Origin of the sequence: Devosia sp., assembly GCF_040509215.1 — a bacterium.
Taxonomy (GTDB): domain Bacteria; phylum Pseudomonadota; class Alphaproteobacteria; order Rhizobiales; family Devosiaceae; genus Devosia.
On sequence record NZ_JBEVLL010000269.1, the window covers coordinates 1 to 25,547 of the forward strand.

A 25,547-nucleotide genomic window follows, 5' to 3' on the forward strand; every position below is an offset into this window, starting at 1 on the left:
CAGCCATCACCCCCTAGCTATGAGCCAACATGAATTGGGCCCCGTGAGGCAAAAATGAAAAAGATCGGCTTTCTGTCCTTCGGGCATTGGAATCCCTCGCCGCAATCGGGCACGCGCTCGGCCGGCGATGCGCTGCTGCAGTCGATTGATCTGGCAGTCGCCGCCGAGGAACTGGGCGCCGACGGCGCCTATTTCCGCGTGCACCACTTTGCCCGCCAGCTCGCGTCGCCCTTCCCGCTGCTTGCGGCCGCCGGCGCAAAAACCAAAAAAATCGAACTCGGCACGGCCGTGATCGATATGCGCTATGAAAACCCGCTCTATATGGCCGAGGATGCCGGCGCGGCCGACCTCATTGCCGGCGGACGCCTGCAGCTTGGCATTTCGCGTGGCTCGCCCGAACAGGTGATCGATGGCTGGCGCTATTTCGGTTTTGGTCCTGAAGAGGGCAAAACCGACCAGGACATGGCGCGCCAGCACGCCGAAGTGTTTCTCGAAGTGCTCAAGGGCAAGGGTTTTGCCCAGCCCAACCCGCAGCCCATGTTCCCCAACCCCCCGGGGATGCTGCGGCTTGAGCCGCATTCCGAGGGCCTCCGCGAACGCATCTGGTGGGGCGCTGCCAGCGACGCGACCGCCATCTGGGCCGCCAAGATGGGCATGCACCTGCAGTCCTCGACGCTGAAATTCGACGAATCGGGCAAGCCGTTCCACGTGCAGCAAGCCGAGCAGATCCGAGCCTATCGCGCCGCCTGGAAGGAAGCCGGCCACACCCATGAGCCGCGCGTCTCGGTCAGCCGGTCGATCTTTGCGCTGGTCAATGATCAGGACCGGGCCTTCTTCGGCACGGGTCGCTCCGAAGCCGATCAGTTCGGCTATATCGAGCCGGAAAAGCGCGCCGTGTTTGGGCGTGGCTATACGGCCGAGCCCGACAAGCTGATCGAAGAACTCAAGCGCGACGAAGCCATCGCCGAAGCCGATACGCTGCTGCTGACCGTGCCGAACCAATTAGGCGTCGAGTACAATGCCCATGTGATCGAGAGCATTCTCAAGCACGTCGCGCCGGGCCTCGGCTGGCGCTGATCTGCCGGCTACCAAATGCACAATGCCATCCCCGCGAAAGCGGGGGATCTTTGTTTTGGGCGGGTGAATGACTAGGGGAGGCTGAACCCCGACCCCTCGCAGCTATTGGCGTTCCAGTATCGCGCCACATCGGTGAAGCTGCCGGTTGCCGCATATTCGACGCGGGCAGCGAAGGCCATGGCGCGGCATTCGTTGGGGCCGGCAACGACGTGCACCATTTCGTGCAGAATTGTGAGGGTGCGCAGCGCGTCGGCGCCCTCGGTCATGAATTGCGGGCAAAGCACCAGCGACACGCTGCCTGCTTCCGGCGGCAGGCGAACGAAGGCGGCGAAGCGGTTGCATGACGCTTCTTTGCCACTGGCCTCAACGACCTGCAGGCTGACCGTGCCGCCCCAATAGCGCGAGGCGAATTTGCGGAAGGTGATCGCGCCGCGATAGGCGGCGATGTCGACCTCGAAAAGCTCGGCCGGAAGCTGCGGGAGGGCATCTTCCAATTGGGCGATGGCGCGATTGAAGGCGGTGTCGACGACATCGCCCCGGGCGGGCACAAGGCCGAAGACGAGCAGCAAAAGGGCGAGGCAGAAACGCATGGCGCTTTTTGCCCCGCCTTTGACCTGCCCGCAAGGGGCGGCCAGTTTGGACCTGCTAGCGGGCAAGGAAATCCTTGAGGTCGGCGATCAGCTTGTCCTTGTGGGTGGCAAAGAGCCCATGGGGAGCGCCATCGTATTCAAGCAGCGTCGCCCCGGGAATACCGGCCGCCGCGGCACGGGCGGACGCGTCGATGGGCACGGTCTTGTCGGCCGTGCCATGGATGATCAGCGTCGGAACCTTGAAGGAAGCGAGGTCGGGACGGAAGTCGGTGGTGGCAAAAGCCTTGGCGCAGGCAAGGGTCGGGCGCAGTCCCGCCTGCATGGCCACCGTCCAGGCATGGTGCACTTCGTCGCTCGAGGTCGGATGGTCGATCAGCGACACGCCGAAAAAGGTCTTGAAGAATTCGGCGAAGAATTTGGCGCGATCTTCCTGCATGCCCTTGGTCATGCCGTCGAACACGTCCTGGGGCGTGCCATTCGGATTGTCGGGGGTTTTGAGCATATAGGGAACGACCGAGGCGATGAGCCCGGCCCTGGAAATCCCCTTGCCGCCATGGCGCGACATGTAGCGCGCCACTTCCCCGCCACCCATGGAAAAGCCGATCAGCGTTGCATCTTCAGCCCCGGTTGCCGCGATCACGTCGGCCAGGTCGTCGCTGAGAGTATCGTAGTCGTAGCCGGACCAGGGTTGCTCGGAGCGCCCGAAGCCGCGGCGATCATAGGCGATGGCGCGATAGCCGGCTTCGGCAAGGGCCAGGGCGCCGTCATCCCAGCTATCGGCCGAGAGCGGCCAGCCATGGAGCAGGATGACCGGGCGGCCTTCGCCCCAATCCTTGACATAAAGGGAGGTGCCATCGCGCGTCTTGATCATGGGCATGAAACTAATCCTTGTTTGGCAATGCCTGAGCAAGGCGCGGCAGGGCCGCTGCGTTCCATGTTCCGATTTGGGTCAGCGCAAAGTGATCGCTGTGTCTGCGACGACACAGTCAGGCCTCGACGCTCGAAACTCACATAAACCGGCCACATTTTCCGGAGAGAAGCGTCTGATCCGAACGCGAGAAAAGATTGAGGGCAGCGCTGAGCCGCCCGACCAGACGCTGCGGATTTTAACCTCCTGCTTACCTTTTGTTTCCCTCATGGAGAGAACAGGATAGAAGCGGGATGAGACTCCCTAGGACAGGTTTGCTCGATGGACTTCCGCATTTCGGCCGATGATCGCGTTGGTGCCCAGCCCAATAGGGGCGCCAAGCCACAAGCGCGCGCCCCCAAGGGCCAGCGCGTCGAGCCGAGCCTTGGTCAGTCCGTCGGCGGCTTCGTCGATGATGAACGCTCCGGCGGCCCCATCGGTGGTGGTGGCGGCAATGGCGGCAAGCCGCCGCGTGGCAAGAAGCCGGCGCGTTCCGAAAAAGAACCGCGCCGCGGCAAGGCCGAAACCGCCAAGCCCAAGAAGCGCCGCTCGCGTAGCGGCGGTTTTCTCATGGGTATCCTGTGGTGGGGTTTTGTCGCCTGCCTCTGGGGCGGGCTCGCAGTCATTGGCGTCATCGTCTACTACGGCGCCCAACTCCCCTCGTCCAACAGCTGGGCCATTCCCGATCGCCCGCCCAATATCCGTATTCTGGCGGCCGATGGCAGCCTGATCTCCAATCGCGGCCAGACCGGCGGCGAGGCGGTCACCTTCCGCGAATTGCCGCAATATGTGCCGGCGGCCTTCATCGCCTCGGAAGACCGGCGCTTCATGAGCCACTTTGGCGTCGACCCCATTGGTCTTGTCGCCGTGGCCGTCGAATCCGTGCAGGCGCGCGAAGTCACCCGTGGTGCTTCGACGCTGACCCAGCAGGTTGCAAAGAACCTCTTCCTCACGCCCGACCAGACCCTCGGCCGTAAGGTGCAGGAAGCGATCCTCGCCATCTGGCTCGAGCAGAATTTCACCAAGGAAGAAATTCTCGAACTCTATATGAACCGCGTCTATTTCGGTTCCGGCGCGACCGGCATCGAAGCGGCGGCCCAGACCTATTTCGGCGTTTCCGCGCGCAATCTCTCGCTTGGCCAGGCCGCCATGCTGGTCGGCATCCTGCCCGCGCCGTCCGCCTATAATCCGAAAGCCAATCCGCAGCGCGCCATCGAGCGCCAGCGCCTCGTGCTCAATTCCATGGCGCAGGAAGGCTATATCACCCGCGAAGAAGCCGATGCGGCGCAGATTTCGTCCGACCAGGAGACCGTCCGCACCGTGGTTGCGGGTTCGGAATCCTATGTGGCCGACTGGGTCGAAAGCTTGATGACCGCCTATATCGGCGAGATCAAGGATGACGTGGTGGTCCAGACCACCATCGACTGGAAGATGCAGAAGGACGCCGAATTTGCCGTCCGCGAGGCCGTGGCCAATGAAGGCCCCAAGCGCGGCTTCTCGCAGGGCGCGCTGGTGGCCATGGACGTCAACGGCACGGTGCGTGCCATGGTTGGCGGCGTCGACTATCAGGCGAGCCAATATAATCGCGCCGTGACCGCCAAGCGTCAGCCCGGCTCGACCTTCAAGCCCTTCGTCTACATGGCCGCCATGGAAAAGGGCTATACGCCCGACACTTTGGCCGAGGACGCCCAGTTCGAATACAATGGCTGGAGCCCGCGTAACGCTTCGGGCAAATATGCCGGCACGGTGACGCTGCGCCAGGGTCTTGCCTATTCGCTCAATACCATTGCCGGCCGTCTTGCCATCGACGTCACGCCGGAAGCCGTCATTGATGTGGCGACGCGCATGGGCATTTCATCGGCCATGACCCCGGTGCCGTCCATCGCGCTCGGCACGCAGGAAGTGAACCTGCTTGAACTGACCTCGGCCTATGCCCCCTTTGCCAATGGCGGCATGGGCATCATCCCCAATGTGATCACCAAGATCACCTCCAAGGATGGCACGCAGCTTTATGAAGCTTCGGACGCCGGCCCCGGCCGTGTCGTCGATCCCAACGTGCTCTCCGAAATGAACGACATGCTCAAGACCGCTGTGGAAGTGGGCACGGGCAAGGGCGCAAATCTGGGCGGTTGGGATTTTGGCGGCAAGACCGGCACCAGCCAGAACGCCCGCGACGCGCTCTTTGTCGGCTATACCTCTGCCATGGTCACCGGCGTGTGGCTCGGCAATGACAATGACAGCAAGACCACGCTTTCGGGCGGCAACGTGCCGGCGGCGATCTGGTCCGAATTCATGACCAAGGCCCATGCGGGCCGCTCGCCGGTCGCCATTCCGGGTGGCTCCTATCAGGGCCAGCTCATCGCTCAGCAGTTGATCGACCCGGCAACGGGGCAGGCGTTGATCGACCCGACCACCGGCCAGCCACAGGTGCAATATGTCGACGGCGGCACCGGCCAGCCGGTGCAGACCATGACCGACCCGACAACGGGCCAGGTCGTCGCCATTGATCCCAATACCGGCCTGCCCAATACCAACCTTGCTCCAGTGGGCACGGGCACTGCCAATCCGCCGATCCAGACCGGGCAGATGACCGATCCCAATACCGGCCTGCCGATAAATGGGGGCTTTGACCAGACCCAGCCGCAGCAATACGACGCGCAGGGCCAGGCCATCGATCCGGTGACGGGCTTCCCGCTGCAGGTCGATCCCAATGCGGGGCTCAACAACGCCCCGATCGATCCGCAGACCGGCATGCCCATGGTGCTGGTGGTCGACCCGGCAACGGGCCAGCAGGTCTGGGTACCGGGCGCCCCGGCCGCCGGCCAGCAGCAGTTCCAGGGTCAGCAGATCCAGCCGACCAGCCCCTTCGCGCCCCCCGCGGCGGTTGGCCAGCAGCAGCAACAGCAGCCGGTCTACCAGAACGAGAATTCGCAGCGCACCCTGATGGATCTGCTGTTCGGCAACTGATTGCCCTCACATCGCCATTGCCCGGTTCGCCGGGCAATGGTCTTGCCATTGTCCTGCCGCCATTGCGGGTGCAGATGAGGTCTATCTATCTCATGTTACCCGGAATTTTCTCATGACCACTCTTGCAGATTTCACCCTGCCGCTTTTGAGCGGCAAGTCGCAAAGCCTCGCCGACTTTTCCGGCAAGGTGGTCCTGGTGGTCAATGTCGCCAGCCAGTGTGGGCTGACCCCGCAATATGAGGGGCTCGAGGCGCTCTATAAGCAGTATGGCGATCGCGGCCTCGTGGTGCTCGGTTTTCCCTGCAACCAGTTTGCCGGCCAAGAGCCGGGAACGAGCGAGGAGATCGCCAGCTTCTGCGAGGTCAATTACGGGGTGACCTTCCCGATCTTCGAGCGCATCGACGTCAACGGGGATGAGGCGCATCCACTCTACAAGTGGCTCAAGGAAAGCGCGCCGGGGCTCCTGGGCAGCGAAGCCATCAAGTGGAATTTCACGAAATTCCTGATCGGCCGCGATGGCACGGTTGTTGATCGCTTTGCGCCGACGACGGAGCCGGCCGACATTGCCGGCGATATCGAGAAGCTGCTTTAGGCGGCTTAAGGCTGCCGAACGTCATCCTCGGGGCTGACCCGAGGGTGGCATCGGTTGGGGGGCCGCGAGCCCGATTGCTTTGCGCCACAAAGCCTCTAGTTTAGTAGGCGGCGGATGAACGAGGGCGGGCCATGGCCGACATTCTCGACTATTGCAAGGATCTGAAGAAGCAGCGCTTCAAGTCGGGACAGGTGATCCTGCCCGAGGGCGAGCGGCTGGGAAAACTCTATGTGCTCATCGAGGGGCAGGTGGAGATCATCCGCGAGCGCACCCAGGTGACCCATGTCGACGAGCCCGGCTCGATTTTCGGCGAAATGGCGGTGCTGCTCGACATGCCGCATTCGGCAACGGTGAAAGCCTTGTCCGAAGTGGAGGCCTATGAAATCCCCGATGCCCTGACCTTCCTCGACGGGCATCCCGAATTTTCGCTGCATATTGCCGGCATGCTGGCGCGGCGGCTCTACTATACCACCTCCTATCTCGTCGACCTGCAGCAGCAGGCGGCTGGCAAGCGCCAGGACCTCGACCTTGTCGATGAAATTCTGGCAAGCCTCGTCGACCCCAGCGAGACGGGCAAGAAGAAGCGTAAATGAACGACGAGACGACGCCGGCCGTGACTGCGGAAAAGCCCGCCGTTTCCATCACCTATTGTACGCAGTGCAACTGGATGCTGCGTTCGGCCTGGATGGCGCAGGAACTGCTCTCGACCTTTTCGCTCGAACTGAAATCGGTGACACTGGTGCCCGGCACCGGCGGAATCTTTGAAATCCATTTCGACGAAGACCTCGTCTGGGAACGCAAGCGCGATGGCGGTTTTCCCGATAGCCGGGTGCTCAAGCAAATGGTGCGCGACCGGATCGACCCCGAGCGCAGTCTTGGTCATATCGACAGGGTCTAGGCCAAATAAGTCTTTTCAAATGTCGGCATTTGGCTAGTCTTTCCCTGTCGAACCCAAGGGAGGCCTGGCGTCATGGCTCACAAGTTCAAGATCACTGGAGCTGCAAACGAGCAGTTCAAGTTCGCCTTCGTCTACAATGCCGAAACGATCTTCTGGTCGGAAAACTACAAGCAGAAAGCGTCGGCCAAATCGGCGGTGGAATCGCTGAAGAAGAATGCGCCTGAGGCCGCCACGGTCGATCTGTCCAAGGGCGAAGAGGGCAAGGGCTACCGCTTCGAGATCGTCGAATCCAAGGATGGCCAGCACTTCGTGCGCTTCGTCGCCTCCAATGGCGAACCCATGGTGCGCACCGAGACCTACAAGCAGAAATCCAGCGCCACCAATGCCATCGCCTCGCTGAAAAAGAATGGCCCGGGCGCGGACGTCGTCGACGAGGCTTAACCTCGTATCGCGGCTAAATTAAAAAGAATTAGCCTGGGGGCGATGCGCCCCCTTTCCACCTTTTGCCAAAGCGCTCTACTGTTCCCGCATCAGAATTGGGGACGCAAAGATGCACAGGACTTCCGCCCTCCTCGCCGTGGCTGCCGCGGCCCTCGTCATTTCCATACCCGCCTCGGCGCAGGACCTGCCAGATCTCGCAGGTCGCACCATCCATGCGGTGACGGAAAACGCCTATTACCCGCTCAATTTTGCCGATCCCAAGACCGGGGAAGGTATCGGGCTCGAATATGACGTGATCAACGAGATCGCCAAGCGTCTTAATGCCAATGTCGAATGGGACCTCGTCGCCTGGGATGTGATGATCGAGTCAGTGCGCACCGGCCAGTTCGATGTCGGCGCTGATGGCATAACCATCACTGCCGAGCGCGACGAGCAGATCGACTTCACGAAACCCTTCATCACGGTGGAGCAGTATTTCCTCGTGCGCGCCGATGAAGAGCGTTTCGACAACAAGGAAACCTTTGCCGGCGATCCCAACCTGCTGTTCGGCGCCCAGGCGGGCACCTCGTCCTTCTACACCGCCATTTATGACGTGCTCGACGGCGACGAAGCCAATCCGCGCGTGAAGGTTTTTGATAGCTTTGGCGCGGCGGTTCAGGCCGTGAAGGCTGGCGACGTTGATGCTGTGATTGCCGATCAGGCGGCTTCCGCCGGCTATATCGGCGCCGATCCCGGTGCCTTCAAGCAGGTCGGCGAAGCGATCAAGGCCGATCCGCTGGGGCTAATCCTGACCCCGGGCTCGGACCTTGTGGAGCCCTTCAATGCCGCGCTCGACCAGCTCAAGGCCGACGGCTGGCTCGACGAGCGGATCAACTACTGGTTCTTTGAATATACGGGTGAGTAGCCGCGTGCTCGGTGCTTGCCGCACCCCCACCCTTGATCCCTTCCCACAGGGGGGAGGGAGACGCTGGAACCGAGACGCTGCAGCAAACGCCTCCCTCCCCTTGATGGGGAGGGACTGAGGGTGGGGTGGGGCCAAGCGCACCAAACCTGCCGAAAGTGACCATGACCACCCGCCCACGTCGTCCCTCCATTCTTGCTCGCATGCCGTGGTGGCTGCTCGCCGTCGGGCTGCTGTTCGTGCTCGGCTTCTGGGCCATCACGGCCGACGAGACCTATGCGGAGATCTTCCGCAAGCTCTCGGGCGGGGTGGTGACGACGCTTTGGGTGACACTGCTCGCCTTTGGGCTGGCGACGGTTATGGGCCTGCTCATTGCCCTGGCGCGGACGTCGAATGTTCGGGTGCTGCGCGAGATCGCGACTTTCTATGTCGAAATCATCCGCGGCATCCCGATCCTGGTTTTTCTGTTTTACATCGCCTTTGTCGGGGCGCCGGCGCTCGTGGCCGCCTTCAACTGGGTGCTTGCTCCGCTCATGGAACTGGGGTGGATGGCGCCAGCCACCATCCGCGGCTTCGACTTCGTCTGGCGAGCCATTCTGGCCCTGACCATCTGCTACTCCGCCTTCATCGCCGAAATCTTTCGGGCCGGCATCGAGGCGGTGGGGCGCGGCCAGGTCGAGGCGGCGCGCTCGCTTGGCCTCTCGCGGTTTCAATGCTTTCGTCTCGTCATCATGCCGCAAGCGCTGCGCACCATCCTACCCCCGCTCGGCAATGATTTCGTATCCATGGTGAAAGACTCGGCGCTGGTGTCAGCGCTGGGGGTGCAGGACATCACCCAGCTTGGGAAACTGCACGCCTCTTCAAGCTTCCAGTTTTTCGAGACCTATAATGTCGTGGCCTTCCTCTATCTCACCATGACGATTTCGCTCTCGCTCTTGGTGCGCTGGCTCGAAATGTTCATGGCACGAAAAGATCGCGGCTGATCGTCTTGCGGGACGCCTTCGCACGGACCATGTTCTGGAAATCGCTGGAGGACCCAATGCACAAATTTGCCCGCCTTGCCGTTTTCGGAGCCGCCGTTCTCGCCCTTGCCGCCTGCGGCAATCGCTCGGAAGTGGGCAATGTCGGGGTCGACTGGACCGGCAATGACATTTCCATCGAGGCCGTGGCCGATCCCGATGTGCAGGGTGTCGTGTGTCACCTGGCCTTCTTCAACCGCTCCTTCATCGACCGCATCAGCCAGGGCAACTGGTTCGAGGACCCATCCTATTCGGCGCTCGATTGCTCGGCCGTCGGCCCGATCACCGTGGGCGATATTCCACTGAAGGGCAGCGAGGAAATCTTCAAGGAGGCGCGCTCGCTGATCTGGAAGTCGCTGCGTGTCACCCGCATCTACGATCAGGCCAACAATTCGCTGATCTATCTCGCCCATGCGCGGGAAATCCAGCAGGGCTCGGGCAAGATGAGCCTTTCGGTCGTGCCGCTCAATGGGCTCGACGTGACCTGGAAGAACGGCGCGCCCGCGGCCGGAGCGGTCACCGGCTCGGTCATGGTGCAATAGTCCATTCCGGCTGTCGGCTCCGGCAGGCAAAGGCTTGCCGGTCTTGGCTAAAACAAGGCAAAAGCGTTCCGCCCCGAGCCGCTTCAAACGGCGGCATGGGGCACGATATTCTCTTTTCAGACATTAAGCGCCGCCCGCTGGCGGCAAGGGAAGACAAACATGGCGATCCTGATCGGCGATACCGCCCCTGATTTCACCCTCGAATCCACCGAGGGCACCATTCACTTCCACGACTATATCGAAGGGTCCTGGGCGGTTCTGTTCAGCCATCCCAAGAACTTTACCCCGGTCTGCACCACCGAACTTGGCTACACCGCCAAGCTTAAGCCCGAATTCGAAAAGCGCGGCGTCAAGGTTCTGGGCCTCTCCGTCGACAAGCTCGAAGATCATGGCGGCTGGGCCAAGGATATCGAAGAGACGCAGGGCGCTGCGCTCAACTTCCCGCTGCTGGCCGATACCGAAGGCAAGGTGGCGCGTCTCTATGACATGATCCACCCGAACGCCGACAATACCCTGACCGTCCGCTCCGTCTTCGTCGTCGGCCCGGACAAGAAGGTGAAGCTCAAGATCGAATATCCCGCTTCGACCGGCCGCAACTTCGATGAAGTGCTGCGCGTCATCGACAGCCTGCAGCTCACGGCCAAGCACCAGGTGGCGACGCCCGTGAACTGGAAGAGCGGCGAGGACGTCATCATCGTTCCGGCCGTGTCCAATGAAGCAGCCAAGGCCAAGTATCCCGAGGGCTGGAAGGAACTGAAGCCCTATCTGCGCATTGTACCGCAGCCCCGCGGCTGAGCCGCAGGCACCTGTCTTCTCCCTGACTGACTGGGCGGTGGTTCACTCCATCGCCCATTTTCTTTGCCGCAATTGCGGTTTTGGGCTGCCTTAATAGGCCGCAATCATTGTTCGCATTTTCTGAAAAGGCTGGCTTTCACGTTATTCACAGGCTTGGTCGGCCAAAATGCGCGTTTTCCGGCCAGTTCCTGGGAACCGTTGCCTCATGGCCACAGTGAACAAAGTGGTTTCCAGATTCTTAGCGATCTCGGTTAGCAGCCTGCTAATTCCGCAATTCTTGAGATTCAGTTTCTAAGAATCGGCCAGGGCTACCTGAATGGTTAATGAATTACTGCCGCCAAAACTGCGGCAATGAGGCAACACACCGCAATCGCGCGCCATTTCGCCCTTAATCACGCCGCGCGTCATCTTTAGGCAATGCTCATCGACAACTTCAGTGAGCACAGACCATTGATCAGAAGAGCCGTTCTCGTCGCCGCAGCGGCGGCCGCCCTCGCACTAACTTCGACGGCAGCCTACGCCCAATGTGGTGGCGCTTCCTGGTATGGCCCCGGCTTTAACGGCAAGCGGGCTGCGTCAGGTGAAATCTTCAACGAAAACGCCATGACGGCGGCGCATCGTTCTCTCCCCTTCGGCACCAAGGTTCAGGTCACCGACCAGAACTCGGGCAAGTCGATTGAAGTGGTCATCAATGATCGCGGGCCGTTCCACGGCAAGCGCATCATCGACCTTTCGAAAGCCGCGGCTACTGCCCTCGGCTTCCGCAATCGCGGTACGACCTCGGTCTGCCTCGATCAGATGTGATCCCTGCGATCCCATATGTCAGTAAAAAGGCCGCCCCGTAGGGCGGCCTTTTGTTATCTGAGGCCCAGGGCCTCGATGTCGGCGAGCTGATCCGGCTCCAGCGCTCCACGCCTTTCCGCCTCGAACGCCATGCGCAGTTCTTCCCGGTTCTTGACGCCCAGAACCAGCGTGTCGACGCCCGGGATGCCGAGCGCATAGCGATGGGCTACGAGGGCAGGGTCTTCACCCCAGCTGGCGCAGAGCTCTCGGAAGGATTGGGCGCGGGCAAAATCGTCCCGGTCTGGCCCATGCGTATCGAGCCGGTCAAAATTGCTGGTCAGTGCGCCCGCCTGCACGGCGCGCACGCCCATGACGCCGACGCCTGCTCTCTGTGCTGCCGCTATGACATCACGTGGGCGCGGGGAAAGGCCGGTGCCGTTCATGGCGCCGGGGCTGTCGAGCAGATTGGCGATGGCCTGCACCGCCGCCGGGACTGGCCCCGAAGAAAGCGCCTCCACGGTCGCGGCGGCGTGGTTGATGCCGGTTATGCCCCAGTCGCCGATAAGACCATCCTGCACGAGGCGTGCAAAGGCCGGCCGTACCGCATTGCGGTAGAGCGAGAGGCTGGTCGAGCGCTCATTTTTGGGCGGCTCGCCGGGTGGATAGTCATAATCGTCGGGGCGGATTTCGCTGTGGAGCAGCATCATGTCGACGCGTTCAAGCCGCATGGCGGCAAGGCTTCTTTCGAGCGAGGTTTTGAGGCGCGGATAGACATCGTCTTCGGGCACCGTCCCTAGGCCGTATTTCGTCGTCACCCGGACGCCATTGGGTAGCCTGCCCTCGAAGGCGCGGCCGATCATGGCTTCGCAAATGAGATAGCCCGGCGCGGCATCGAGAAGGGAAATGCCGCCATCGACAGCGGCACGCAGCGTGGCGACGGCTTCATCCTCCGAGGTCGGGCCCCAGACCTGTCCGATGCCGCCACCGCCCAGGGTAAGCCGGCTGACCGGACCAAAACGGCCGAGACGGTTGGTGGTCATGGTCGTCTCCGCAAAGGCTTGCACATCAAGCATGTTCGATTTCCTTGTTCAGAATGCCCGCGATTTCGGCCATGACGGCGGCGGGCAAGGGGCCCTTTTCCAGCGCGCCGAGATTGTCGCGCACCTGCGCCTCCGTCTTGAAGCCGGGGATGGGAATGGTGTGAGGCGAACGGGCAAGATTCCAGCCCAGCGCACCCTGCGCCACGGTGCGGCCGCCTGTGGTGAGGAGGTCGCGCAGCGCGTCGACCACGGCGAGGGTTTCCGGCTTTGGCCGACCATCGGCAAAGAACCGCACCCAGGAGTGGCCCGCCGCGCGTACATCGTCTTTGCCAAGGCGCGAGGAGGCGGAAAACTTGCCGCTCAGCATGCCCATGGCGAGGGGCGAACGATTGAGGCTCGCGAGCTCCGCCTCAGCGCAGAGGGCCAGCATGTCGGGCCCGTCGCAGAGCACGCTCAATTCCTGCTGCACGGCGACAAAATGCGGGTATTTCAGCATTCGCCGGGCGGCAGTGGCATTGTCGGTGCTCCAGCCCCAGGCGCGGATGCGGCCTTTTTCGACGAGACCTTCCAGCGCTTCGCCGGCCCGATCGGCGACGTCGTCGCTGAGATCGCCGACGTGGATCTGGTAGAGGTCGATATGGTCGGTGCCGAGGCGTTTCAGCGACTTGGCCGAGGCCCACTCGATATAGCTTGGCGAGACGTCAGTCGCGACCAGCGCCTTGCTGCCCTCGTCATAGGTGAAGCCAAATTTGGTGGCGATGAAAGCCTCGTCGCGCCGGCCCTTGAGGGCGCTGCCCAGAATGCTCTCGCTGTGGCCGGTGCCATAAGCATCGGCCGTGTCAAAGAGGCTGGCGCCGAGATCGAGGGCGAGCTCGATGGACCGCACCGATTGGGCGTCATCGACCTGGCCCCAGCCGTCATTGCGGCCATCGAGGGTAAAATGGCCGCCGATCGCCCAGCAACCCATGCCCACGGCCCCGACCTTTGGCCCGCTGGGCCCGAGTTTGCGCTTGTCCATCATGGTCAGCATCCTTCCTCGGGCTGGGCCGCGATGAAGTCGGCAATGCCGCTGCGCTTGGTGCCGATATCGGTCAGCAAACGGTCGTCGAGCAGGGAAAGCTTGCGGCGCGTGATATTGCGCAGGTGCCAGCGGCGCAGGCGGCTCTTGATGGGTTCGAACATGACGTTGTCTCCTCGGAGTTTTGCGCGAAAGCGTGCATGCGCCGGCCCGAAGGCCGGTGTTTCAAAACTGGTGCTTTGCGCAAAGGTCTGGACCGCTCCCGGCGATCCGATGAGGAGATAATTGCGCTTCTGAACGGCCTTACGCTACAGTCGAGACTGCAAGGCGCTTTTCAGGAATGAAAAATGGACTTCTCCTGGGACGATCTTCGGCTGTTTCTCGACGTGGCGCGGCTCGGCGGGTTGAGCGCGGCGACCGAGACGACGGGGCTATCGGCGGCAACGCTTGGACGGCGCGTGACGGCGCTCGAGCGACAGGTGGGCGAACCGCTCTTCGTGCGCAGCCAGACCGGTTATCGGCTGACCCCCTCGGGCGAGGAACTGCTGCTGCGCGCCGAAGAAGTGGAAGGGGCCATGCTGTCCCTCAAGCGCTGGAAGGACGGCGCCATCGGCGAACGCGTGGTGCGCGTTTCAGCCGGGCCGTGGACCTCGGCTTTCCTTGCGAAAAACATTGGAAAAATCTGGACGGCGGGGGATCGCTTTGCGCTCGAACTCGTCACCGCCAACCACAAAGTCGATATCGGGCGGCGCAATGCCGATATCGGCATCCGCAACCAGCGCCCGACCGAGCAATGGCTGGCGGGGCGGCTGGTCGGAAAGGTCGCCTATGGTCTCTACGCGCGGCCCGAGTTGATCAGCGGCGTTGCAGCGGGCTATTTCGTCGGTGTCGCCGGGGAGGGTGGCCAGACCCATTCGGCACGGTGGCTGCATGCCCGGCATGGCGACCGGATCGCGACGCGCGGCAATGATGCGATGAGCGTTATGGAACTGGTGGCGGCCGGCGCCGGCATTTCGGTTTTTCCGTGTTTTGTCGGCGACAGCGATCCGCGCATCGATCGTATGGCCGGAACCATTCCCGAGCTTGAAACCGATCAATGGCTCGTCTGCCATCATGAAGAGCGCCACACCCCTGCCGTGCGCGCTGTCACCGAGCGCATTGCCGCGCTCATGCGGGAGAACGGGCCGCTGTTTCGCGGGGAAAAGCCGATCTACGAATAAGCCCGGAGAATTTCGTTAGGTCCCTATTAGGGCCTTGGGCCTAGCATTCGCTTCCGGGAATGCAGCAGGGACAGCGGTGCTATGAAAGCATACGCCTATGTCGTCGGGCCTCAGGACAAGGCCTGGCAGACGCTTTTCGGCATGGCCGGCGATCTCGGCTTTGCCGGGGTGTCGGACTATCGCGGGATCAGCCAGGTGGAGCAGCAGGCGGGCGAAACCCCGGTCTGCTATTTTCTGTTTTCGGCGACGGCCGACCTGCGCGCATTTCGGCCCGTGGCCGATGCCATCCGCTTCTCGGCCTCGCGCGCCATTCGTTTTTCGCCAATGGTCTATTGCGCCGAGGATTCCGCCGTCGAAACCATCATGGCCTGCATCAATATGGGCTTTGACGACGTCGTGGCGCTGCCCCAGTCGACCGTGAAACTGCGCGAGCGCCTCGGCCGGCAGATCGGTCACAACATGGTCTTTTACGAGACCGCCGGCTATTTTGGTCCCGACCGGCGCAACCGCGTCGCGGCGCTGAAGCCAAACCCGGTCGCCAACCGCATCGGCGGGCCGTTCCGGCGGCTCGAAATCGTGCGCAACCTGCTCGACGGCGTATCCGTATTGCGCGACGAATTTTCCAATCCGTCTGCCGATGTGGCAGCAATGCAAACGTTGCAATAAACTCTATTGGGGCGTGTGCGCGACCATTTCACTGCGCCGTGAAATGTCTTAACGTCGCGCCGGTCTGATCTTTAGAGCATTTTCCTATCATGCGATTCGGCATTGAGCTGCCGCCCCAGATCAAGGTCTTTGGGGCTTTTTTCATTTATTCCTTTGCCATGGGCAGCATTTTTCCCCGTCTGCCCGATATCCAGACGGCCATGGGCGTGGGTGAAGGCGCCTTGGGCCTATCCCTGATCGGCTCGGCCGTCGGTACGCTGATTTCTCTGACCTTTGCCGGTCGCATCGTCGAAGCCGTGGGCTATCGCCGCGTGCTGCTCACCGCTATTCCGCTGCTGTCCGCACTTTATGCGCTGGCAAGCTGGGCCCAGACCCCACTGACGTTCTTCCTGCTGCTGCTGCCCGTCGGCCTGACCATCGGCGCCATTGAAGTGATCATCAATGTCGAAGCCGACCGCGTCGAGCACGCCATCGGCCGCCGTATCATGAGCCGCGCGCATGCCTTCTGGAGCCTTGGCTTCTTCGCTGCCGGCATGGTCGGCTCCTTCATCGCCCAGACGGGGCTCGAAGTGCACTATCACCTCCTGATCATGATCCCGGTGATCATCGTCGCAACGTTCCTTATCCTTGGTCGCTTCGAGCCGGCGGCGCACCGCGCCGGCACCAGCACCGATGAAGCGCCGCGCTTTGCGCGCCCGACAATGCCGATCATGGCGCTGGTCGCCGTGTGTCTTTCGGCCATGCTGATGGAAGGCGCCGGGATCGACTGGTCGGCCATCTATATGCGCGATCTCTTCAATGCCGAGCCCTTCTGGGCCGGTCTTGCCGTCGCGACCGTTGCCGGTTCGCAGGGCGTGGCGCGCTTCTTTGCCGATGGCTTTGTCGAGCGTTTCAGCCCGGTGCTCGTGGCCCGCGTGTTGCTCACTATCCTGGGCATCGGCGTGCTGCTGGCTTTCTTCGCCCCCGCCGCCTGGGTGGCCTATCTTGGCTTTGCGCTCATCGGCGTCGGCTCTTCGGCGCTCTTCCCGCTCGCCATGTCGGCGGCGGCGCAACAGACCGATCGACCCGCCGCCGTCAATGTGGCGGCGCTGGCGCAGTTCTCGTTTACCGCTTTCCTCCTGGGACCGCCGCTTCTCGGCTTTATCGGCGAGCATTTTGGTATCCAGTGGGTTTTTGGTGTCGGCATTCCGCTCGTGCTGCTCGGCTTCACCACGGCCCATGTCCTGGCGCCGAAGCCCGTTCTGCGTGAGGCCACGTCATGATCGCGCCGCAGCACCGTATCTATGCCAGCTTCTTCCTTTTTGCCGTGACCACGGGCGCGCTGATGGCGCGCCTGCCTGATATCCAGACCCATCTAGGCATCTCCGAGGGACAACTGGGCCTGACCATGATCGGCATGGCCATCGGCTCGCTGATTTCGCTGACCTTCGGGCCGCCGGTCGTCGAAAAACTCGGCTTCCGCAAGACCGCGATTGTGACCGTGCTCGGTCCGGCACTGCTCTTTGCCACCATTCCCTGGTTGCCGGTGGCGCCGGCCATGTTCGTCGTGCTGTTCTTCGCCGGGCTTCTCGCCGGCGCGCTTGAGATCAATCTCAATGTCGAAATCGACCGGCTCGAAGTGCAGACCGGCCAGCGATTCATGAACCGCGCCCATGGTTTCTGGAGCGTCGGCTTCTTCGTCACCGCCTTGTTTGGCGCCATGATCCGCCAGTCGGGCCTCTCCGCTGGCTTCCATCTCGGCATCGTCGCGGTGATCGTCGTTGCCGTCGCTGGCTACCTGTTGTTCTCGGCCACCGAAGCGCCGAAACCGGCAAAGGTTGAGGGCCAGAGCCATGGTTTTGCCTTCCCCAATCTCGGGCTCCTGCCGCTCTGCCTCATCGGCTTTGCCGCCTTCCTTGTCGAGGGTGCCGGCATCGATTGGTCTGCCATCTACATGCGCAACGTCTTTGCCGTGGAGCCGTTCATCGGCGGCATGGGCCTGACGCTCTTTGCCTTCTTCATGGCGGCGATGCGTCTTTCTGCCGATCCGATCGTTGCCCGTTTTGGCCCGCGCAATGTCGCCATGGTCATGCTGACGGCGGCGAGTTTTGGCGCTCTCCTCGTTGGCACCGCGCCGACGGCGACACTGGCGCTGGTGGGCTTTGCGCTGATGGGCGCCGGCTGCTCGGCGGTCTACCCACTGGCCGTCTCGGCTGCGGCGCAGCGCACTGATCGCCCCGCGGCCGTCAATGTGGCGGCCATCGGCCAGGTCAGCTTCGTGGTCTTCTTCCTGGCTCCTCCACTGCTTGGCTTTGTCGCCGAGTTCCTGGGCATCCGCTGGTCCTATCTCATCTGCCTGCCGCTGCTGCTGGCCGGCCTTTGGGCGTCCAGTTTTGCGCTCGGCACCAAGAAGGTGGATGCGCCGCACGGCTTGCCGCCTGAGCCGACGCCGCTCGGCTGACCGGCCACTAAAGACGATTGCTGACGGGTTCTGACGCCGCCGCGCGCCAGAACCCTCGCAAGGAGAATTTCATGCGCCCGCACCATCGGATCTTCGGGGTCTTCTTCATATTCGCGCTCTCGATGGGCGCGATGTTGTCGCGCCTGCCCGATCTGCAGCGGCAGTTTGAGCTGACCGAGGGGCAGTTGGGACTGATGCTCATCGCCATGTCCTGTGGCGCGCTGGTGGGCCTGACCTTTTCCGGTCCTTTCATCGCGCGCTATCCCGCGCGGACCAGCGTCTTCGTCACCATCTTCCTCGCCTCGGCGCTCTATGCGCTGGTGCCATTCATGCCGTCGGCCCTGTTCGTGGTGCCGCTGCTGTTTTTCGCCGGCATTTGCGCGGGGGCGGTGGAGATCATCGTCAATCTCGAAGCTGACCGGCTCGAAGCCCAGCTCGGCTACGGCATCATGAGCCGCACCCATGGCATGTGGAGCCTTGGTTTCTTCGTGACGGCTTTGGTCAGTTCCGGCCTGCGCCAGGCGGGTGTGCCCGTCACGGTTCATCTGGTGGCGGCGCTGATCGTCGTGGTGATTGCCGGGCTCTTCGTCTTCCGCGGCATCGAGAATGCGCCGCTGCGGCCCGATTCCCATGCCGGCGAAGCCCCGCGCATCGCTTTCCCGACGATCGGCCTTGCCGCGCTCTGCCTCATCGGCGCGGCGCCGCTCTTGGCCGAAGGCGCGGGGATCGACTGGTCGGCGATCTACATGCGCGACGTGTTCCACGTCGAACCCTTTATCGGCGGGCTCAGCGTCACCGTATTTTCGCTCGCCATGGCCGTGGCGCGCCTCTCCATGGATGGCGTAGTCGACCGGTTCTCGCCGCGCGCCGTCGCCGCGACGCTGTTGCTGATAGCCATTGTCGGTCTGGTTCTCGTCGCGACCGCTCCGCATGAATATGTGGCGCTGCTGGGCTTCGTGCTGACCGGCATCGGCTGTTCGGCGGTTTATCCGCTGGCCGTCTCGGCGGCGGCGCAGCGCACCGACCGCCCGGCTTCGGTCAATGTCGCTTCACTGGGGCAGATGACTTTTGTGGTCTTCTTCCTCGCCCCGCCGCTGCTCGGTTTCGTTGCCGAAGAGTTCGGCATCCGCATGTCCTACTGGGTCGTGGTGCCGCTGCTGGTCGCGGCGCTCCTCGCCATTCGCGCCTTGCCGGCGCGGAAGCCTGCCGTAATTGCCCATGGCTGAGGAGTTGCCCTCCATTGTCGATCTCCGGCAATCGGCCACGGCGCTGCGCGTGCAGCGCGGGGTGATGCGCATGTTGCGCGAGCGGCACGACATGGCCTGCTATGCCGAAGTGCCGCTGAGCAATGGGCGGCGCGCCGACGTCCTGGCAGTTGGACCCAAGGGCGAGATCTGGATCATCGAGATCAAGTCGAGCCCGATCGATTTTCAGGTCGATCGGAAATGGCCCGAATACCGCGAATTTTCAGACAAGTTCTTCTTTGCCAAACCGCCCGAACTCGACGGGGAGATTTTCCCGGAAAGCGAGGGCCTCATTGTTGCCGACGGGCATGATGGCGCCATTCTGCGCGATAGTCCCGATACTCCCCTTGCCCCCGCCCGCCGCAAGGCACTGATGCTCAAACTCGCCCGCCTGGGCGCCGACCGCATCCATGTGCTGATGGACCCCGGTCCGCGCTAAAATACTGACTGGACTGATGACCTCTGCCCGCTGGCGCGTGATCGCGCTCTTCTTCACCCACGCCCTGGCCGCCGGTGCGATCCATACGCGCATTCCCGACCTGCAACTCGCCATGGGATTGTCCGAGGGACAGCTCGGGCTCGTGCTGATGGGCCAGCCGCTCGGCGCGCTCTCGATGTTCCTGTTTTCGAGCGCCATCATCGAGCGTTTCGGGCCGCGCCGCGCCATTCTGGCGGTGCTGCCCTTGGTCATCATCACGGCCGCTCTCGCGACCATTTTGCTCCACCCCATCGCGCTCTTCGTGCTTCTCGCCTTCAACGGGCTTGGTTTTTCGCTGAGCAATATCGCCATGAATGTCGAAGCCGACCGGGTCGAGGCGGCGACGGGCGCGCGGGTGATGAATACCTGCCACGGTATCTGGAGCGTTGGCTTTCTCCTCACCTCGCTGCTCGGCGCGACTTTGCGCGGTTTGCATGTCGACCCAGCCATCCACCTCTGGGCACTGGCGCCGATTCTTATTGTGCTGCTGCTCGTGGTGGTCGTGCCCATGCCGGTGATGCCGCCGCGCCCGTACAGCGGCGAAAAGGTCAAGAAGCTGGCGCTGCCGACATTGGCGACGCTGGGGCTCGTCGCCTTCGGTCTCGGTGCCGGTCTCACCGAAGGCGCCTCGCGCGCCTGGTCGATCATTTATCTGCGCGACAACTTTGACGTGTCGCCCTTCGTTGAATCGCTGGCTTTGCCGGCGCTCCTTGCTGCAATGGCCACCGGCCGGCTCCTGGCCGATCGCGTGATCGACCGCTTTGGGCCGGTGCCGGTCGCGCGCCTGCTTTCGGCGATCGCCGTGGCTGGCATGGTGCTGATCGTCCTGTCCCCCAATGCCTATGTGGCACTCGCCGGCTTTGTGATCGTGGGTATCGGCATCTGCGTGCTCTATCCGCTGATGCTCTCGGCCGCCGCGCGCATTGGAGATCGTCCGGCAAGCCAGAACGTCGCCGCGACAACGCTGATCTTCCAGCTCGTCAATCTCGGCGCGCCTGCCCTGATTGGTGCCGTGGCGCAGGGGCTCGGGGTGCGCATGGCGTTCTCCATGCTCATCCCCTTGCTGGTGCTGACCTTTGTCATGGCCGGGCGCCTGAAGCCGCGCCCGGCGTCGTAGGAAACTACTCGTCGAAAGACTGTGTCTCGACTGGGGTGACCGGTGTCGGCACCGGCGGCGGGCTGGGCTCGGCGCCCAGTTCCGACAGTTTGCCTTGCAGCGATTGCATCAGGGCCAGCTTCTGGCTGTCCGGCAGGTCATGCAGGCGTTGGCTGAGGCGGATGGTGAAATCGGAAAAGGCATTGTGCCAGTCGGCCGGCAGCTGCCTGAGATCGACGCGGCGGGCGTCGGGCGCCTTGGCGGCGGTTATGCCGGCAGCGGTCAATTCAAAATAGTCGTCGAGCTGGGGCAGGACGATCTGGTCTCCACCAATTCCGCTCGCCATCAGCGCGGCACGGAGAGCCGTTCGTTCCTCGTCCTCGCCATGGGTGAGGAAGATGGCGCCGTGCGCCGGCAGGCGTTCCCTGATCCATTCCATCAGTTCGGAATGGTCGGCATGGGCCGAGTAATTGCCCATGGAGCGCACGGTGGCGCGCACCGGCACCAGCGTGCCATGGATGCGCACTTCCTTGGCGCCCGAGAGAATGATCTGCCCCAGCGTGCCCGGCGCCTGATAGCCGACAAAAAGCACGGTGGCATTGGCGCGGATCAGGTTGTTGCGCAGGTGATGCTTGATGCGTCCGGCATCGGCCATGCCCGAGGCCGACATGATGATCGCGCCGCCCTTGATGGTGTTGAGCGCCTTTGAATCTTCGACGGCTTCGATGATGCGGAAGCGTGGATCGTTGAAGAGCTCGTCGGCGGTGAGCTCAGTGTCCTCGAACATCTTTGAATATTTGCGATAGACGCCGGTCACTTTGCTGGCGAGCGGAGAGTCGAGCACGACGAGGCGCGGATCGATCTCGCCGTCGCGGATCAGGACGCCGATATCGTGCAGAAGTTCCTGGCTGCGCTCGACGGCAAAGGCGGGGATGATGAGATTGCCACCCTTGCTCATGGCCAGGTTAATCTCGGTCTTCAGCGCTTCGCGGCGTTGCACGAGGGTATAGTCCTCGCGCTCGCGGCCGCCATAGGTGGATTCCGAGAGGATATAGTCGAAGTCCGAAGGGCCTTCGGGCTCGTTGTAAAACACCTTCTCGTCCGGGCCGATATCGCCCGAAAACATCAGGCGCACCGGCTTGCCTTCGCCGTTGGTGACTTCGACTTCGATAGAAGCCGAGCCGATGATGTGGCCGGCATTCCAATAGCGGGCGCGCACGCCCGGACCCGGATTGATCCACTCGCCATAGTTGCAGGTTTTCCGGTGCTGCAGCGCTTCGGTCGCGTCTTCCATCGTGTAGAGCGGCTTTGCCGGCTCATCGCCGCGATGATTGCGCTTCTTGGTCTCGCGCTCGGCTTCGCTTTCCTGGATGCCGGCGCTGTCGGGAAGGAGATATTCGAGGAGGCCGGCGGTGGGTTCGGTCATCCACATTGGCCCGCGCCAGCCTTCGGCATAGAGCTTTGGAAGTAAGCCCGCATGGTCGATATGGGCATGGGTCAGGAGCAGAAAGTCGATTTCGCGGGGATTGAAGGGTGTGGGTTTCAGGTTCAGGTCGCGCACCGACTTGTTGCCCTGAAAGAGCCCGCAATCGACGAGGAACTGCCCTTGGGGATGCTCAACCCGGTAGCATGATCCCGTGACCGTGCCGGCCGCACCGTGGAAATGGAGGGTCACCGTCATCGCAAGACTCCCGATTTTTCGCTTTGGGTGTCGAACTTAGACCCAGCCATTCGTCAAAGTCGAGGCAGCGGAGCAACCGCAAGGATGCCGCCGCTGTTTTGCTTGGAAGAAATGAGGAGAGACGAAATGACCTATATCGATGGATTTGTCGCTGCCGTGCCTAAGGCAAACAAGGAACAATACATCACCCATGCGCGCGGCGTCGCCGAACTCGCCAAGCAGTGGGGCGCCACCCGCACCGTCGAGAACTGGGGCGATGATGTCCCGCCGGGAAAGGTCACCGATTTTCAGCGCGCCGTGCAGGCCAAGGAAGACGAAGTGATCGTCTTTTCCTGGATCGAATATCCCGACAAGGCGACGCGCGACGCGGTGATGAAGAAGATGATGGAGGACCCGGCGATGAAGAACGTCCCCAACATGCCGTTCGACGGCCAGCGGATGATCTTTGGCGGGTTCTCGACGCTGTTCGAGGTCTAGGGCGCGATTGCCTAGTCATCGTCACCACCGGGACAAGCCCGGTGGTCCATGCCATCCGCAGGATGGCATGCCTCCCAAGATGGATTGCCGGGACAAGCCCGGCAATGACGGCCATTTGGAGGGCCGGTTACCTCGGCGCGCGTTTGGCCAGAATGCGCTGCAGCGTGCGCCGGTGCATGTTGAGCCGGCGTGCCGTCTCGGAAACATTGCGGTCGCACAGTTCATAGACGCGCTGAATGTGTTCCCAGCGCACCCGGTCGGCCGACATCGGATTTTCCGGCGGCTCGGGCTTGTCTTCGCCGGTGGCGAGGAGCGCATTGATGACATCATCGGCATCGGCGGGCTTGGAGAGATAATCCATCGCCCCGAGTTTCACCGCGGTCACGGCAGTGGCGATATTGCCATAGCCGGTGAGCACCACGGCGCGCGCATCGGGTCGCGCCTGGTGCAGGGCTGAAACCACTTCAAGCCCATTGCCATCTTCGAGGCGCAGGTCGACAACGGCAAAGGCCGGCGGCTGTTCAGCGACGGCGGCAACGCCGGCGGCTACCGATCCGGCCGTGCGTACGGCAAAGCCGCGCCGCGCCATGGCGCGTTCGAGCCGGGAGAGGAAGGCCGCATCGTCATCGACCAGCAGAAGGCTGGGATCGGCCGCAAGGAGTTCTTCGAGCGTGTTCATGGCGCTTTCTTTAGGCGTTTGCCGCTCTTTCGTCAAAATCGACTGGGTGCGACACGATCACAGTGCCGCGCGCGGCCAGGTGATGGTGACGCGAGCGTGGCCCGTGGACTTTTCGTTTTCAAAACTGAGACGAGCGCCTGTGCGCTCGAGGAGGGTCTTGGCAATGAAGATGCCGAGGCCCAATCCGCCCGGCTGATGCGCATCGGCGCCATGCGGATCGCGGTGGCGCGTGGTGAGATAGGGCTCGCCGAGCCGGGCGATGAGCTCGGGGGCAAAGCCGGGACCATCGTCGGTCACCGTGACGGTAATATTGCCCTGGTCCCATTCGGTATCGATGCGCACGGTCTCCCGGGCATAGCTCGTCGCGTTTTCGATGAGATTGCCGAGGCCATAGAGAAGGCCAACCGAGCGCGGAAACACTGGCGGCGTGCCGGTGGCGCGTTCGGAATAGAAGAGGATCACCTTGCCGCGTCCTTCATGCGGGCGGGCGACTTCGGCCAGAATATCGGTCAGCGGCGCCTTGGCGAACATGTCGGCCGGGTCGCTGCCGAGATTGCGCAGTTTTGAAAGGATCGCCCGGCAGCGCGCCGCCTGCGAGATGATGAGTTCCACATCTTCGGCCAGCGGGCTGCCTTCCTCGACTTCGGCGCGCATTTCCTTGGCGGCCAGTGCGATGGTCGAGAGCGGCGTGCCGAGTTCATGGGCGGCGGCGGCGGCGAGCCCATCGAGCGCGGAAAGCTGTTCGCGATGCGACAGGGCGAGTTCGGTGGCGGCCAGGGCATCGGCGATGAGGCGCGATTCATGGGCGACGCGGATCGTATAGGCGGCGATGAAGGCAATGCCGCAGATGATCGAGACCCAGATGCCGATCACATAGATCCGGTTGAACGCCAGCTCTTCGCCGGGCGTCCAGGGCAGGGGAAGGTGAATGACCGAAATCAGCGAGGCGAGGACGGCGGCAAGCGCCGAGATCAGCAGCGTTTCACGCGGTGGCAGCGTCGTTGCCGAAACCGAGACCGGGGCCAGAAGCAGCAGGGCGAAGGGATTGAGAAGCCCGCCGGTCAGCGCCAACAATCCGCCCAATTGGCAGAGGTCAAAGGCCAGTTGAATGGCAGCGAAGCGGGGGGACAGTTGCCCCTTGGCCCCATAACGGAGAAATAGCCCGACATTGAGCCCGGCCGAAAGCGCGATCAGCGCCAGGCATTCCCAGAGCGGCAGCGGGAAGCCGAGGCCCATATGAACGAAGAGCACGCCGATGCTCTGTCCCACCACGGCCAGCCAGCGCAAAAGCACCAGGGTCTGCAGGCGCAACGGCCGCCAATGGGAGGCATCGTCGCTGATCGACAGGCTCTCTTCGCTCATGATTTGGGGGAACGGCTATGCGCCGCATAGGAAGGAAAAAGCGTCATTTCAAGCCTAGAAATCCCATAGGCACATTCTTGATCCTGCCAGGGGGAGGGCCACGTTATGCACATCGCAACGTGACTGGGAAACACAACGACATGAACACAGCAATCATCAAACCGCAATGGTCGCCACTGACCATCGCTCTCATGGTTATCGGCTTTATCACCTTTCCGCCGCTCGGCTTCATCGTCCTCGCCTACATCATATGGGGTGAGAAATTTGGCGGCTCCGCCGAGAAAGCACAGGCTTACTGGAACAAGGGATGCGGCTACATGCGCAACAACAAGAAGCACTTCGGCGGTTTCAACCGCGATCAGTCGAGCTCGGGCAATGCCGCTTTCGACGACTACCGTTCTGACCAGCTCAAGCGCCTCGACGAAGAGCGTGCTCGTCTCGATGCCGAAATCGACGCCTTCCACGAATATATGGCTAACCTCCGCAAGGCCAAGGATCGCGAAGAATTCGACCGCTTCATGAACGAGCATCGCGGCAATCGCCAGGGTTTTGGCGACAACAACCAGAACAACAACAATTGGGGCAATAACGGCTAAGGCCGGCCCCCATTCCCTAACCTCCCAAGTGAACTGGC

28 protein-coding genes are annotated in these 25,547 nt (G+C 62.5%); 20 read left to right on the plus strand and 8 right to left on the minus strand.

Going from position 1 to position 25,547, the window contains the following annotated elements; genetic code table 11:
- Window positions 1-54: 54 nt before the first annotated feature.
- Window positions 55-1,077, plus strand: coding sequence for an LLM class flavin-dependent oxidoreductase (locus ABW043_RS15250; RefSeq protein ID WP_353922056.1), 1,023 nt, complete (start codon window positions 55-57; stop codon window positions 1,075-1,077).
- Between the two features lie 71 nt (window positions 1,078-1,148).
- Here ABW043_RS15250 and ABW043_RS15255 read toward each other — a convergent pair whose 3' ends face one another.
- Both ABW043_RS15255 and ABW043_RS15260 read right to left on the minus strand, forming a co-directional pair.
- Window positions 1,149-1,667 (minus strand): hypothetical protein, encoded by a 519-nt coding sequence (locus ABW043_RS15255; protein WP_353922057.1) that lies wholly within the window; start codon window positions 1,665-1,667, stop codon window positions 1,149-1,151.
- A gap of 55 nt (window positions 1,668-1,722) precedes the next feature.
- Complete coding sequence (locus ABW043_RS15260; RefSeq protein ID WP_353922058.1) at window positions 1,723-2,544, minus strand: alpha/beta fold hydrolase; 822 nt, start codon at window positions 2,542-2,544, stop codon at window positions 1,723-1,725.
- Between the two features lie 312 nt (window positions 2,545-2,856).
- On the opposite strand from ABW043_RS15260, the gene ABW043_RS15265 reads away from it, so the two are divergent.
- The 10 genes from ABW043_RS15265 to ABW043_RS15315 all read left to right on the plus strand — a co-directional run bounded on the left by ABW043_RS15265 (window position 2,857) and on the right by ABW043_RS15315 (window position 11,533).
- Entirely contained in the window at window positions 2,857-5,541 is a 2,685-nt protein-coding gene (locus ABW043_RS15265; RefSeq protein WP_353922059.1) for a transglycosylase domain-containing protein, read from the plus strand.
- A 112-nt stretch (window positions 5,542-5,653) separates the two neighbouring features.
- On the plus strand, window positions 5,654-6,133 hold the full coding sequence (locus ABW043_RS15270) for a glutathione peroxidase (RefSeq protein ID WP_353922060.1): 480 nt from the start codon (window positions 5,654-5,656) through the stop codon (window positions 6,131-6,133).
- 131 nt (window positions 6,134-6,264) lie between these two features.
- On the plus strand, window positions 6,265-6,726 hold the full coding sequence (locus tag ABW043_RS15275; protein WP_353922061.1) for a Crp/Fnr family transcriptional regulator: 462 nt from the start codon (window positions 6,265-6,267) through the stop codon (window positions 6,724-6,726).
- Window positions 6,723-7,031, plus strand: a complete 309-nt coding sequence (locus ABW043_RS15280; protein ID WP_502908654.1) for an Rdx family protein — start codon at window positions 6,723-6,725, stop codon at window positions 7,029-7,031. The genes ABW043_RS15275 and ABW043_RS15280 overlap by 4 nt, the downstream gene beginning before the upstream one ends.
- Window positions 7,032-7,103: 72 nt before the next feature.
- Window positions 7,104-7,472 carry a YegP family protein gene (locus ABW043_RS22915; RefSeq protein WP_502908655.1) on the plus strand — a complete coding sequence of 123 codons (369 nt, stop codon included), beginning with the start codon at window positions 7,104-7,106 and terminating at the stop codon, window positions 7,470-7,472.
- Window positions 7,473-7,581: 109 nt separating this feature from the next.
- On the plus strand, window positions 7,582-8,376 hold the full coding sequence (locus ABW043_RS15295; RefSeq protein WP_353922062.1) for a substrate-binding periplasmic protein: 795 nt from the start codon (window positions 7,582-7,584) through the stop codon (window positions 8,374-8,376).
- Window positions 8,377-8,537: 161 nt separating this feature from the next.
- Complete coding sequence (locus ABW043_RS15300; protein WP_353922063.1) at window positions 8,538-9,356, plus strand: amino acid ABC transporter permease; 819 nt, start codon at window positions 8,538-8,540, stop codon at window positions 9,354-9,356.
- A 56-nt stretch (window positions 9,357-9,412) separates the two neighbouring features.
- Entirely contained in the window at window positions 9,413-9,934 is a 522-nt protein-coding gene (locus ABW043_RS15305) for a CreA family protein (protein WP_353922064.1), read from the plus strand.
- Between the two features lie 159 nt (window positions 9,935-10,093).
- Window positions 10,094-10,729 carry a peroxiredoxin gene (locus ABW043_RS15310; RefSeq protein ID WP_291410009.1) on the plus strand — a complete coding sequence of 212 codons (636 nt, stop codon included), beginning with the start codon at window positions 10,094-10,096 and terminating at the stop codon, window positions 10,727-10,729.
- Between the two features lie 453 nt (window positions 10,730-11,182).
- Window positions 11,183-11,533, plus strand: coding sequence for a septal ring lytic transglycosylase RlpA family protein (locus ABW043_RS15315; RefSeq protein WP_448881254.1), 351 nt, complete (start codon window positions 11,183-11,185; stop codon window positions 11,531-11,533).
- Between the two features lie 53 nt (window positions 11,534-11,586).
- Here the strand turns inward: ABW043_RS15315 and ABW043_RS15320 are convergent, their stop codons facing one another.
- Genes ABW043_RS15320 through ABW043_RS15330 form a run of 3 tightly spaced genes read right to left on the minus strand, consistent with a single transcriptional unit; the run spans window position 11,587 to window position 13,734 of the window.
- Window positions 11,587-12,585: an aldo/keto reductase gene (locus ABW043_RS15320; RefSeq protein WP_353922065.1), complete on the minus strand. Its 999-nt coding sequence runs from the start codon at window positions 12,583-12,585 to the stop codon at window positions 11,587-11,589.
- The gene (locus ABW043_RS15325) at window positions 12,578-13,573 is read right to left on the minus strand and encodes an aldo/keto reductase (protein ID WP_353922066.1); all 996 of its coding nucleotides are present in this window, start codon (window positions 13,571-13,573) and stop codon (window positions 12,578-12,580) included. Before ABW043_RS15325 ends, ABW043_RS15320 begins: the two co-directional genes overlap by 8 nt.
- Window positions 13,574-13,575: 2 nt before the next feature.
- Window positions 13,576-13,734, minus strand: a complete 159-nt coding sequence (locus ABW043_RS15330; protein WP_353922067.1) for a DUF1127 domain-containing protein — start codon at window positions 13,732-13,734, stop codon at window positions 13,576-13,578.
- Between the two features lie 183 nt (window positions 13,735-13,917).
- On the opposite strand from ABW043_RS15330, the gene ABW043_RS15335 reads away from it, so the two are divergent.
- From ABW043_RS15335 to ABW043_RS15365, 7 genes are all read left to right on the plus strand, one after another.
- A complete protein-coding gene (locus ABW043_RS15335; RefSeq protein WP_353922068.1) occupies window positions 13,918-14,790 on the plus strand; it encodes a LysR family transcriptional regulator in 873 nt (290 codons plus the stop codon).
- A gap of 81 nt (window positions 14,791-14,871) precedes the next feature.
- Window positions 14,872-15,456, plus strand: a complete 585-nt coding sequence (locus ABW043_RS15340; protein WP_353922069.1) for a hypothetical protein — start codon at window positions 14,872-14,874, stop codon at window positions 15,454-15,456.
- 89 nt (window positions 15,457-15,545) lie between these two features.
- Window positions 15,546-16,718 carry an MFS transporter gene (locus ABW043_RS15345; protein WP_353922070.1) on the plus strand — a complete coding sequence of 391 codons (1,173 nt, stop codon included), beginning with the start codon at window positions 15,546-15,548 and terminating at the stop codon, window positions 16,716-16,718.
- Entirely contained in the window at window positions 16,715-17,896 is a 1,182-nt protein-coding gene (locus ABW043_RS15350) for an MFS transporter (RefSeq protein ID WP_353922071.1), read from the plus strand. The genes ABW043_RS15345 and ABW043_RS15350 overlap by 4 nt, the downstream gene beginning before the upstream one ends.
- A gap of 71 nt (window positions 17,897-17,967) precedes the next feature.
- On the plus strand, window positions 17,968-19,122 hold the full coding sequence (locus ABW043_RS15355; RefSeq protein WP_353922072.1) for an MFS transporter: 1,155 nt from the start codon (window positions 17,968-17,970) through the stop codon (window positions 19,120-19,122).
- On the plus strand, window positions 19,115-19,579 hold the full coding sequence (locus ABW043_RS15360; protein WP_353922073.1) for an MmcB family DNA repair protein: 465 nt from the start codon (window positions 19,115-19,117) through the stop codon (window positions 19,577-19,579). Before ABW043_RS15355 ends, ABW043_RS15360 begins: the two co-directional genes overlap by 8 nt.
- Before the next feature lie 16 nt (window positions 19,580-19,595).
- Window positions 19,596-20,735: an MFS transporter gene (locus ABW043_RS15365; RefSeq protein ID WP_353922074.1), complete on the plus strand. Its 1,140-nt coding sequence runs from the start codon at window positions 19,596-19,598 to the stop codon at window positions 20,733-20,735.
- Between the two features lie 4 nt (window positions 20,736-20,739).
- Here ABW043_RS15365 and ABW043_RS15370 read toward each other — a convergent pair whose 3' ends face one another.
- Entirely contained in the window at window positions 20,740-22,395 is a 1,656-nt protein-coding gene (locus ABW043_RS15370) for an MBL fold metallo-hydrolase RNA specificity domain-containing protein (RefSeq protein WP_353922075.1), read from the minus strand.
- 126 nt (window positions 22,396-22,521) lie between these two features.
- Here ABW043_RS15370 and ABW043_RS15375 point away from each other — a divergent pair, with 126 nt between their 5' ends.
- Entirely contained in the window at window positions 22,522-22,872 is a 351-nt protein-coding gene (locus ABW043_RS15375) for a DUF1428 domain-containing protein (RefSeq protein ID WP_353922076.1), read from the plus strand.
- A 127-nt stretch (window positions 22,873-22,999) separates the two neighbouring features.
- On the opposite strand, the gene ABW043_RS15380 is transcribed toward ABW043_RS15375, so the two are convergent.
- Entirely contained in the window at window positions 23,000-23,551 is a 552-nt protein-coding gene (locus ABW043_RS15380) for an ActR/PrrA/RegA family redox response regulator transcription factor (RefSeq protein WP_353922077.1), read from the minus strand.
- Between the two features lie 57 nt (window positions 23,552-23,608).
- Complete coding sequence (locus ABW043_RS15385) at window positions 23,609-24,913, minus strand: ActS/PrrB/RegB family redox-sensitive histidine kinase (RefSeq protein ID WP_353922078.1); 1,305 nt, start codon at window positions 24,911-24,913, stop codon at window positions 23,609-23,611.
- A 140-nt stretch (window positions 24,914-25,053) separates the two neighbouring features.
- Between ABW043_RS15385 and ABW043_RS15390 the strand changes: the two genes are divergently transcribed.
- Complete coding sequence (locus tag ABW043_RS15390) at window positions 25,054-25,509, plus strand: DUF2852 domain-containing protein (protein ID WP_353922079.1); 456 nt, start codon at window positions 25,054-25,056, stop codon at window positions 25,507-25,509.
- Window positions 25,510-25,547 lie beyond the last annotated feature (38 nt).

Coding starts and splice junctions, on each gene's coding strand:
- ABW043_RS15360 (WP_353922073.1), top strand. CDS start 19,115: ATGGCTGAGGAGTTGCCCTCCATTGTCGATCTCCGGCAATCGGCCACG.
- ABW043_RS15325 (WP_353922066.1), bottom strand. CDS start 13,573: ATGATGGACAAGCGCAAACTCGGGCCCAGCGGGCCAAAGGTCGGGGCC.
- ABW043_RS15350 (WP_353922071.1), top strand. CDS start 16,715: ATGATCGCGCCGCAGCACCGTATCTATGCCAGCTTCTTCCTTTTTGCC.
- ABW043_RS15310 (WP_291410009.1), top strand. CDS start 10,094: ATGGCGATCCTGATCGGCGATACCGCCCCTGATTTCACCCTCGAATCC.
- ABW043_RS15270 (WP_353922060.1), top strand. CDS start 5,654: ATGACCACTCTTGCAGATTTCACCCTGCCGCTTTTGAGCGGCAAGTCG.
- ABW043_RS15355 (WP_353922072.1), top strand. CDS start 17,968: ATGCGCCCGCACCATCGGATCTTCGGGGTCTTCTTCATATTCGCGCTC.
- ABW043_RS15255 (WP_353922057.1), bottom strand. CDS start 1,667: ATGCGTTTCTGCCTCGCCCTTTTGCTGCTCGTCTTCGGCCTTGTGCCC.
- ABW043_RS15380 (WP_353922077.1), bottom strand. CDS start 23,551: ATGAACACGCTCGAAGAACTCCTTGCGGCCGATCCCAGCCTTCTGCTG.
- ABW043_RS15330 (WP_353922067.1), bottom strand. CDS start 13,734: ATGTTCGAACCCATCAAGAGCCGCCTGCGCCGCTGGCACCTGCGCAAT.
- ABW043_RS15260 (WP_353922058.1), bottom strand. CDS start 2,544: ATGCCCATGATCAAGACGCGCGATGGCACCTCCCTTTATGTCAAGGAT.
- ABW043_RS15390 (WP_353922079.1), top strand. CDS start 25,054: ATGAACACAGCAATCATCAAACCGCAATGGTCGCCACTGACCATCGCT.
- ABW043_RS15275 (WP_353922061.1), top strand. CDS start 6,265: ATGGCCGACATTCTCGACTATTGCAAGGATCTGAAGAAGCAGCGCTTC.
- ABW043_RS15320 (WP_353922065.1), bottom strand. CDS start 12,585: ATGCTTGATGTGCAAGCCTTTGCGGAGACGACCATGACCACCAACCGT.
- ABW043_RS15365 (WP_353922074.1), top strand. CDS start 19,596: ATGACCTCTGCCCGCTGGCGCGTGATCGCGCTCTTCTTCACCCACGCC.
- ABW043_RS15295 (WP_353922062.1), top strand. CDS start 7,582: ATGCACAGGACTTCCGCCCTCCTCGCCGTGGCTGCCGCGGCCCTCGTC.
- ABW043_RS15305 (WP_353922064.1), top strand. CDS start 9,413: ATGCACAAATTTGCCCGCCTTGCCGTTTTCGGAGCCGCCGTTCTCGCC.
- ABW043_RS15385 (WP_353922078.1), bottom strand. CDS start 24,913: ATGAGCGAAGAGAGCCTGTCGATCAGCGACGATGCCTCCCATTGGCGG.
- ABW043_RS15345 (WP_353922070.1), top strand. CDS start 15,546: ATGCGATTCGGCATTGAGCTGCCGCCCCAGATCAAGGTCTTTGGGGCT.
- ABW043_RS15370 (WP_353922075.1), bottom strand. CDS start 22,395: ATGACGGTGACCCTCCATTTCCACGGTGCGGCCGGCACGGTCACGGGA.
- ABW043_RS15375 (WP_353922076.1), top strand. CDS start 22,522: ATGACCTATATCGATGGATTTGTCGCTGCCGTGCCTAAGGCAAACAAG.
- ABW043_RS15265 (WP_353922059.1), top strand. CDS start 2,857: ATGGACTTCCGCATTTCGGCCGATGATCGCGTTGGTGCCCAGCCCAAT.
- ABW043_RS15280 (WP_502908654.1), top strand. CDS start 6,723: ATGAACGACGAGACGACGCCGGCCGTGACTGCGGAAAAGCCCGCCGTT.
- ABW043_RS15300 (WP_353922063.1), top strand. CDS start 8,538: ATGACCACCCGCCCACGTCGTCCCTCCATTCTTGCTCGCATGCCGTGG.
- ABW043_RS15340 (WP_353922069.1), top strand. CDS start 14,872: ATGAAAGCATACGCCTATGTCGTCGGGCCTCAGGACAAGGCCTGGCAG.
- ABW043_RS15250 (WP_353922056.1), top strand. CDS start 55: ATGAAAAAGATCGGCTTTCTGTCCTTCGGGCATTGGAATCCCTCGCCG.
- ABW043_RS15335 (WP_353922068.1), top strand. CDS start 13,918: ATGGACTTCTCCTGGGACGATCTTCGGCTGTTTCTCGACGTGGCGCGG.
- ABW043_RS22915 (WP_502908655.1), top strand. CDS start 7,104: ATGGCTCACAAGTTCAAGATCACTGGAGCTGCAAACGAGCAGTTCAAG.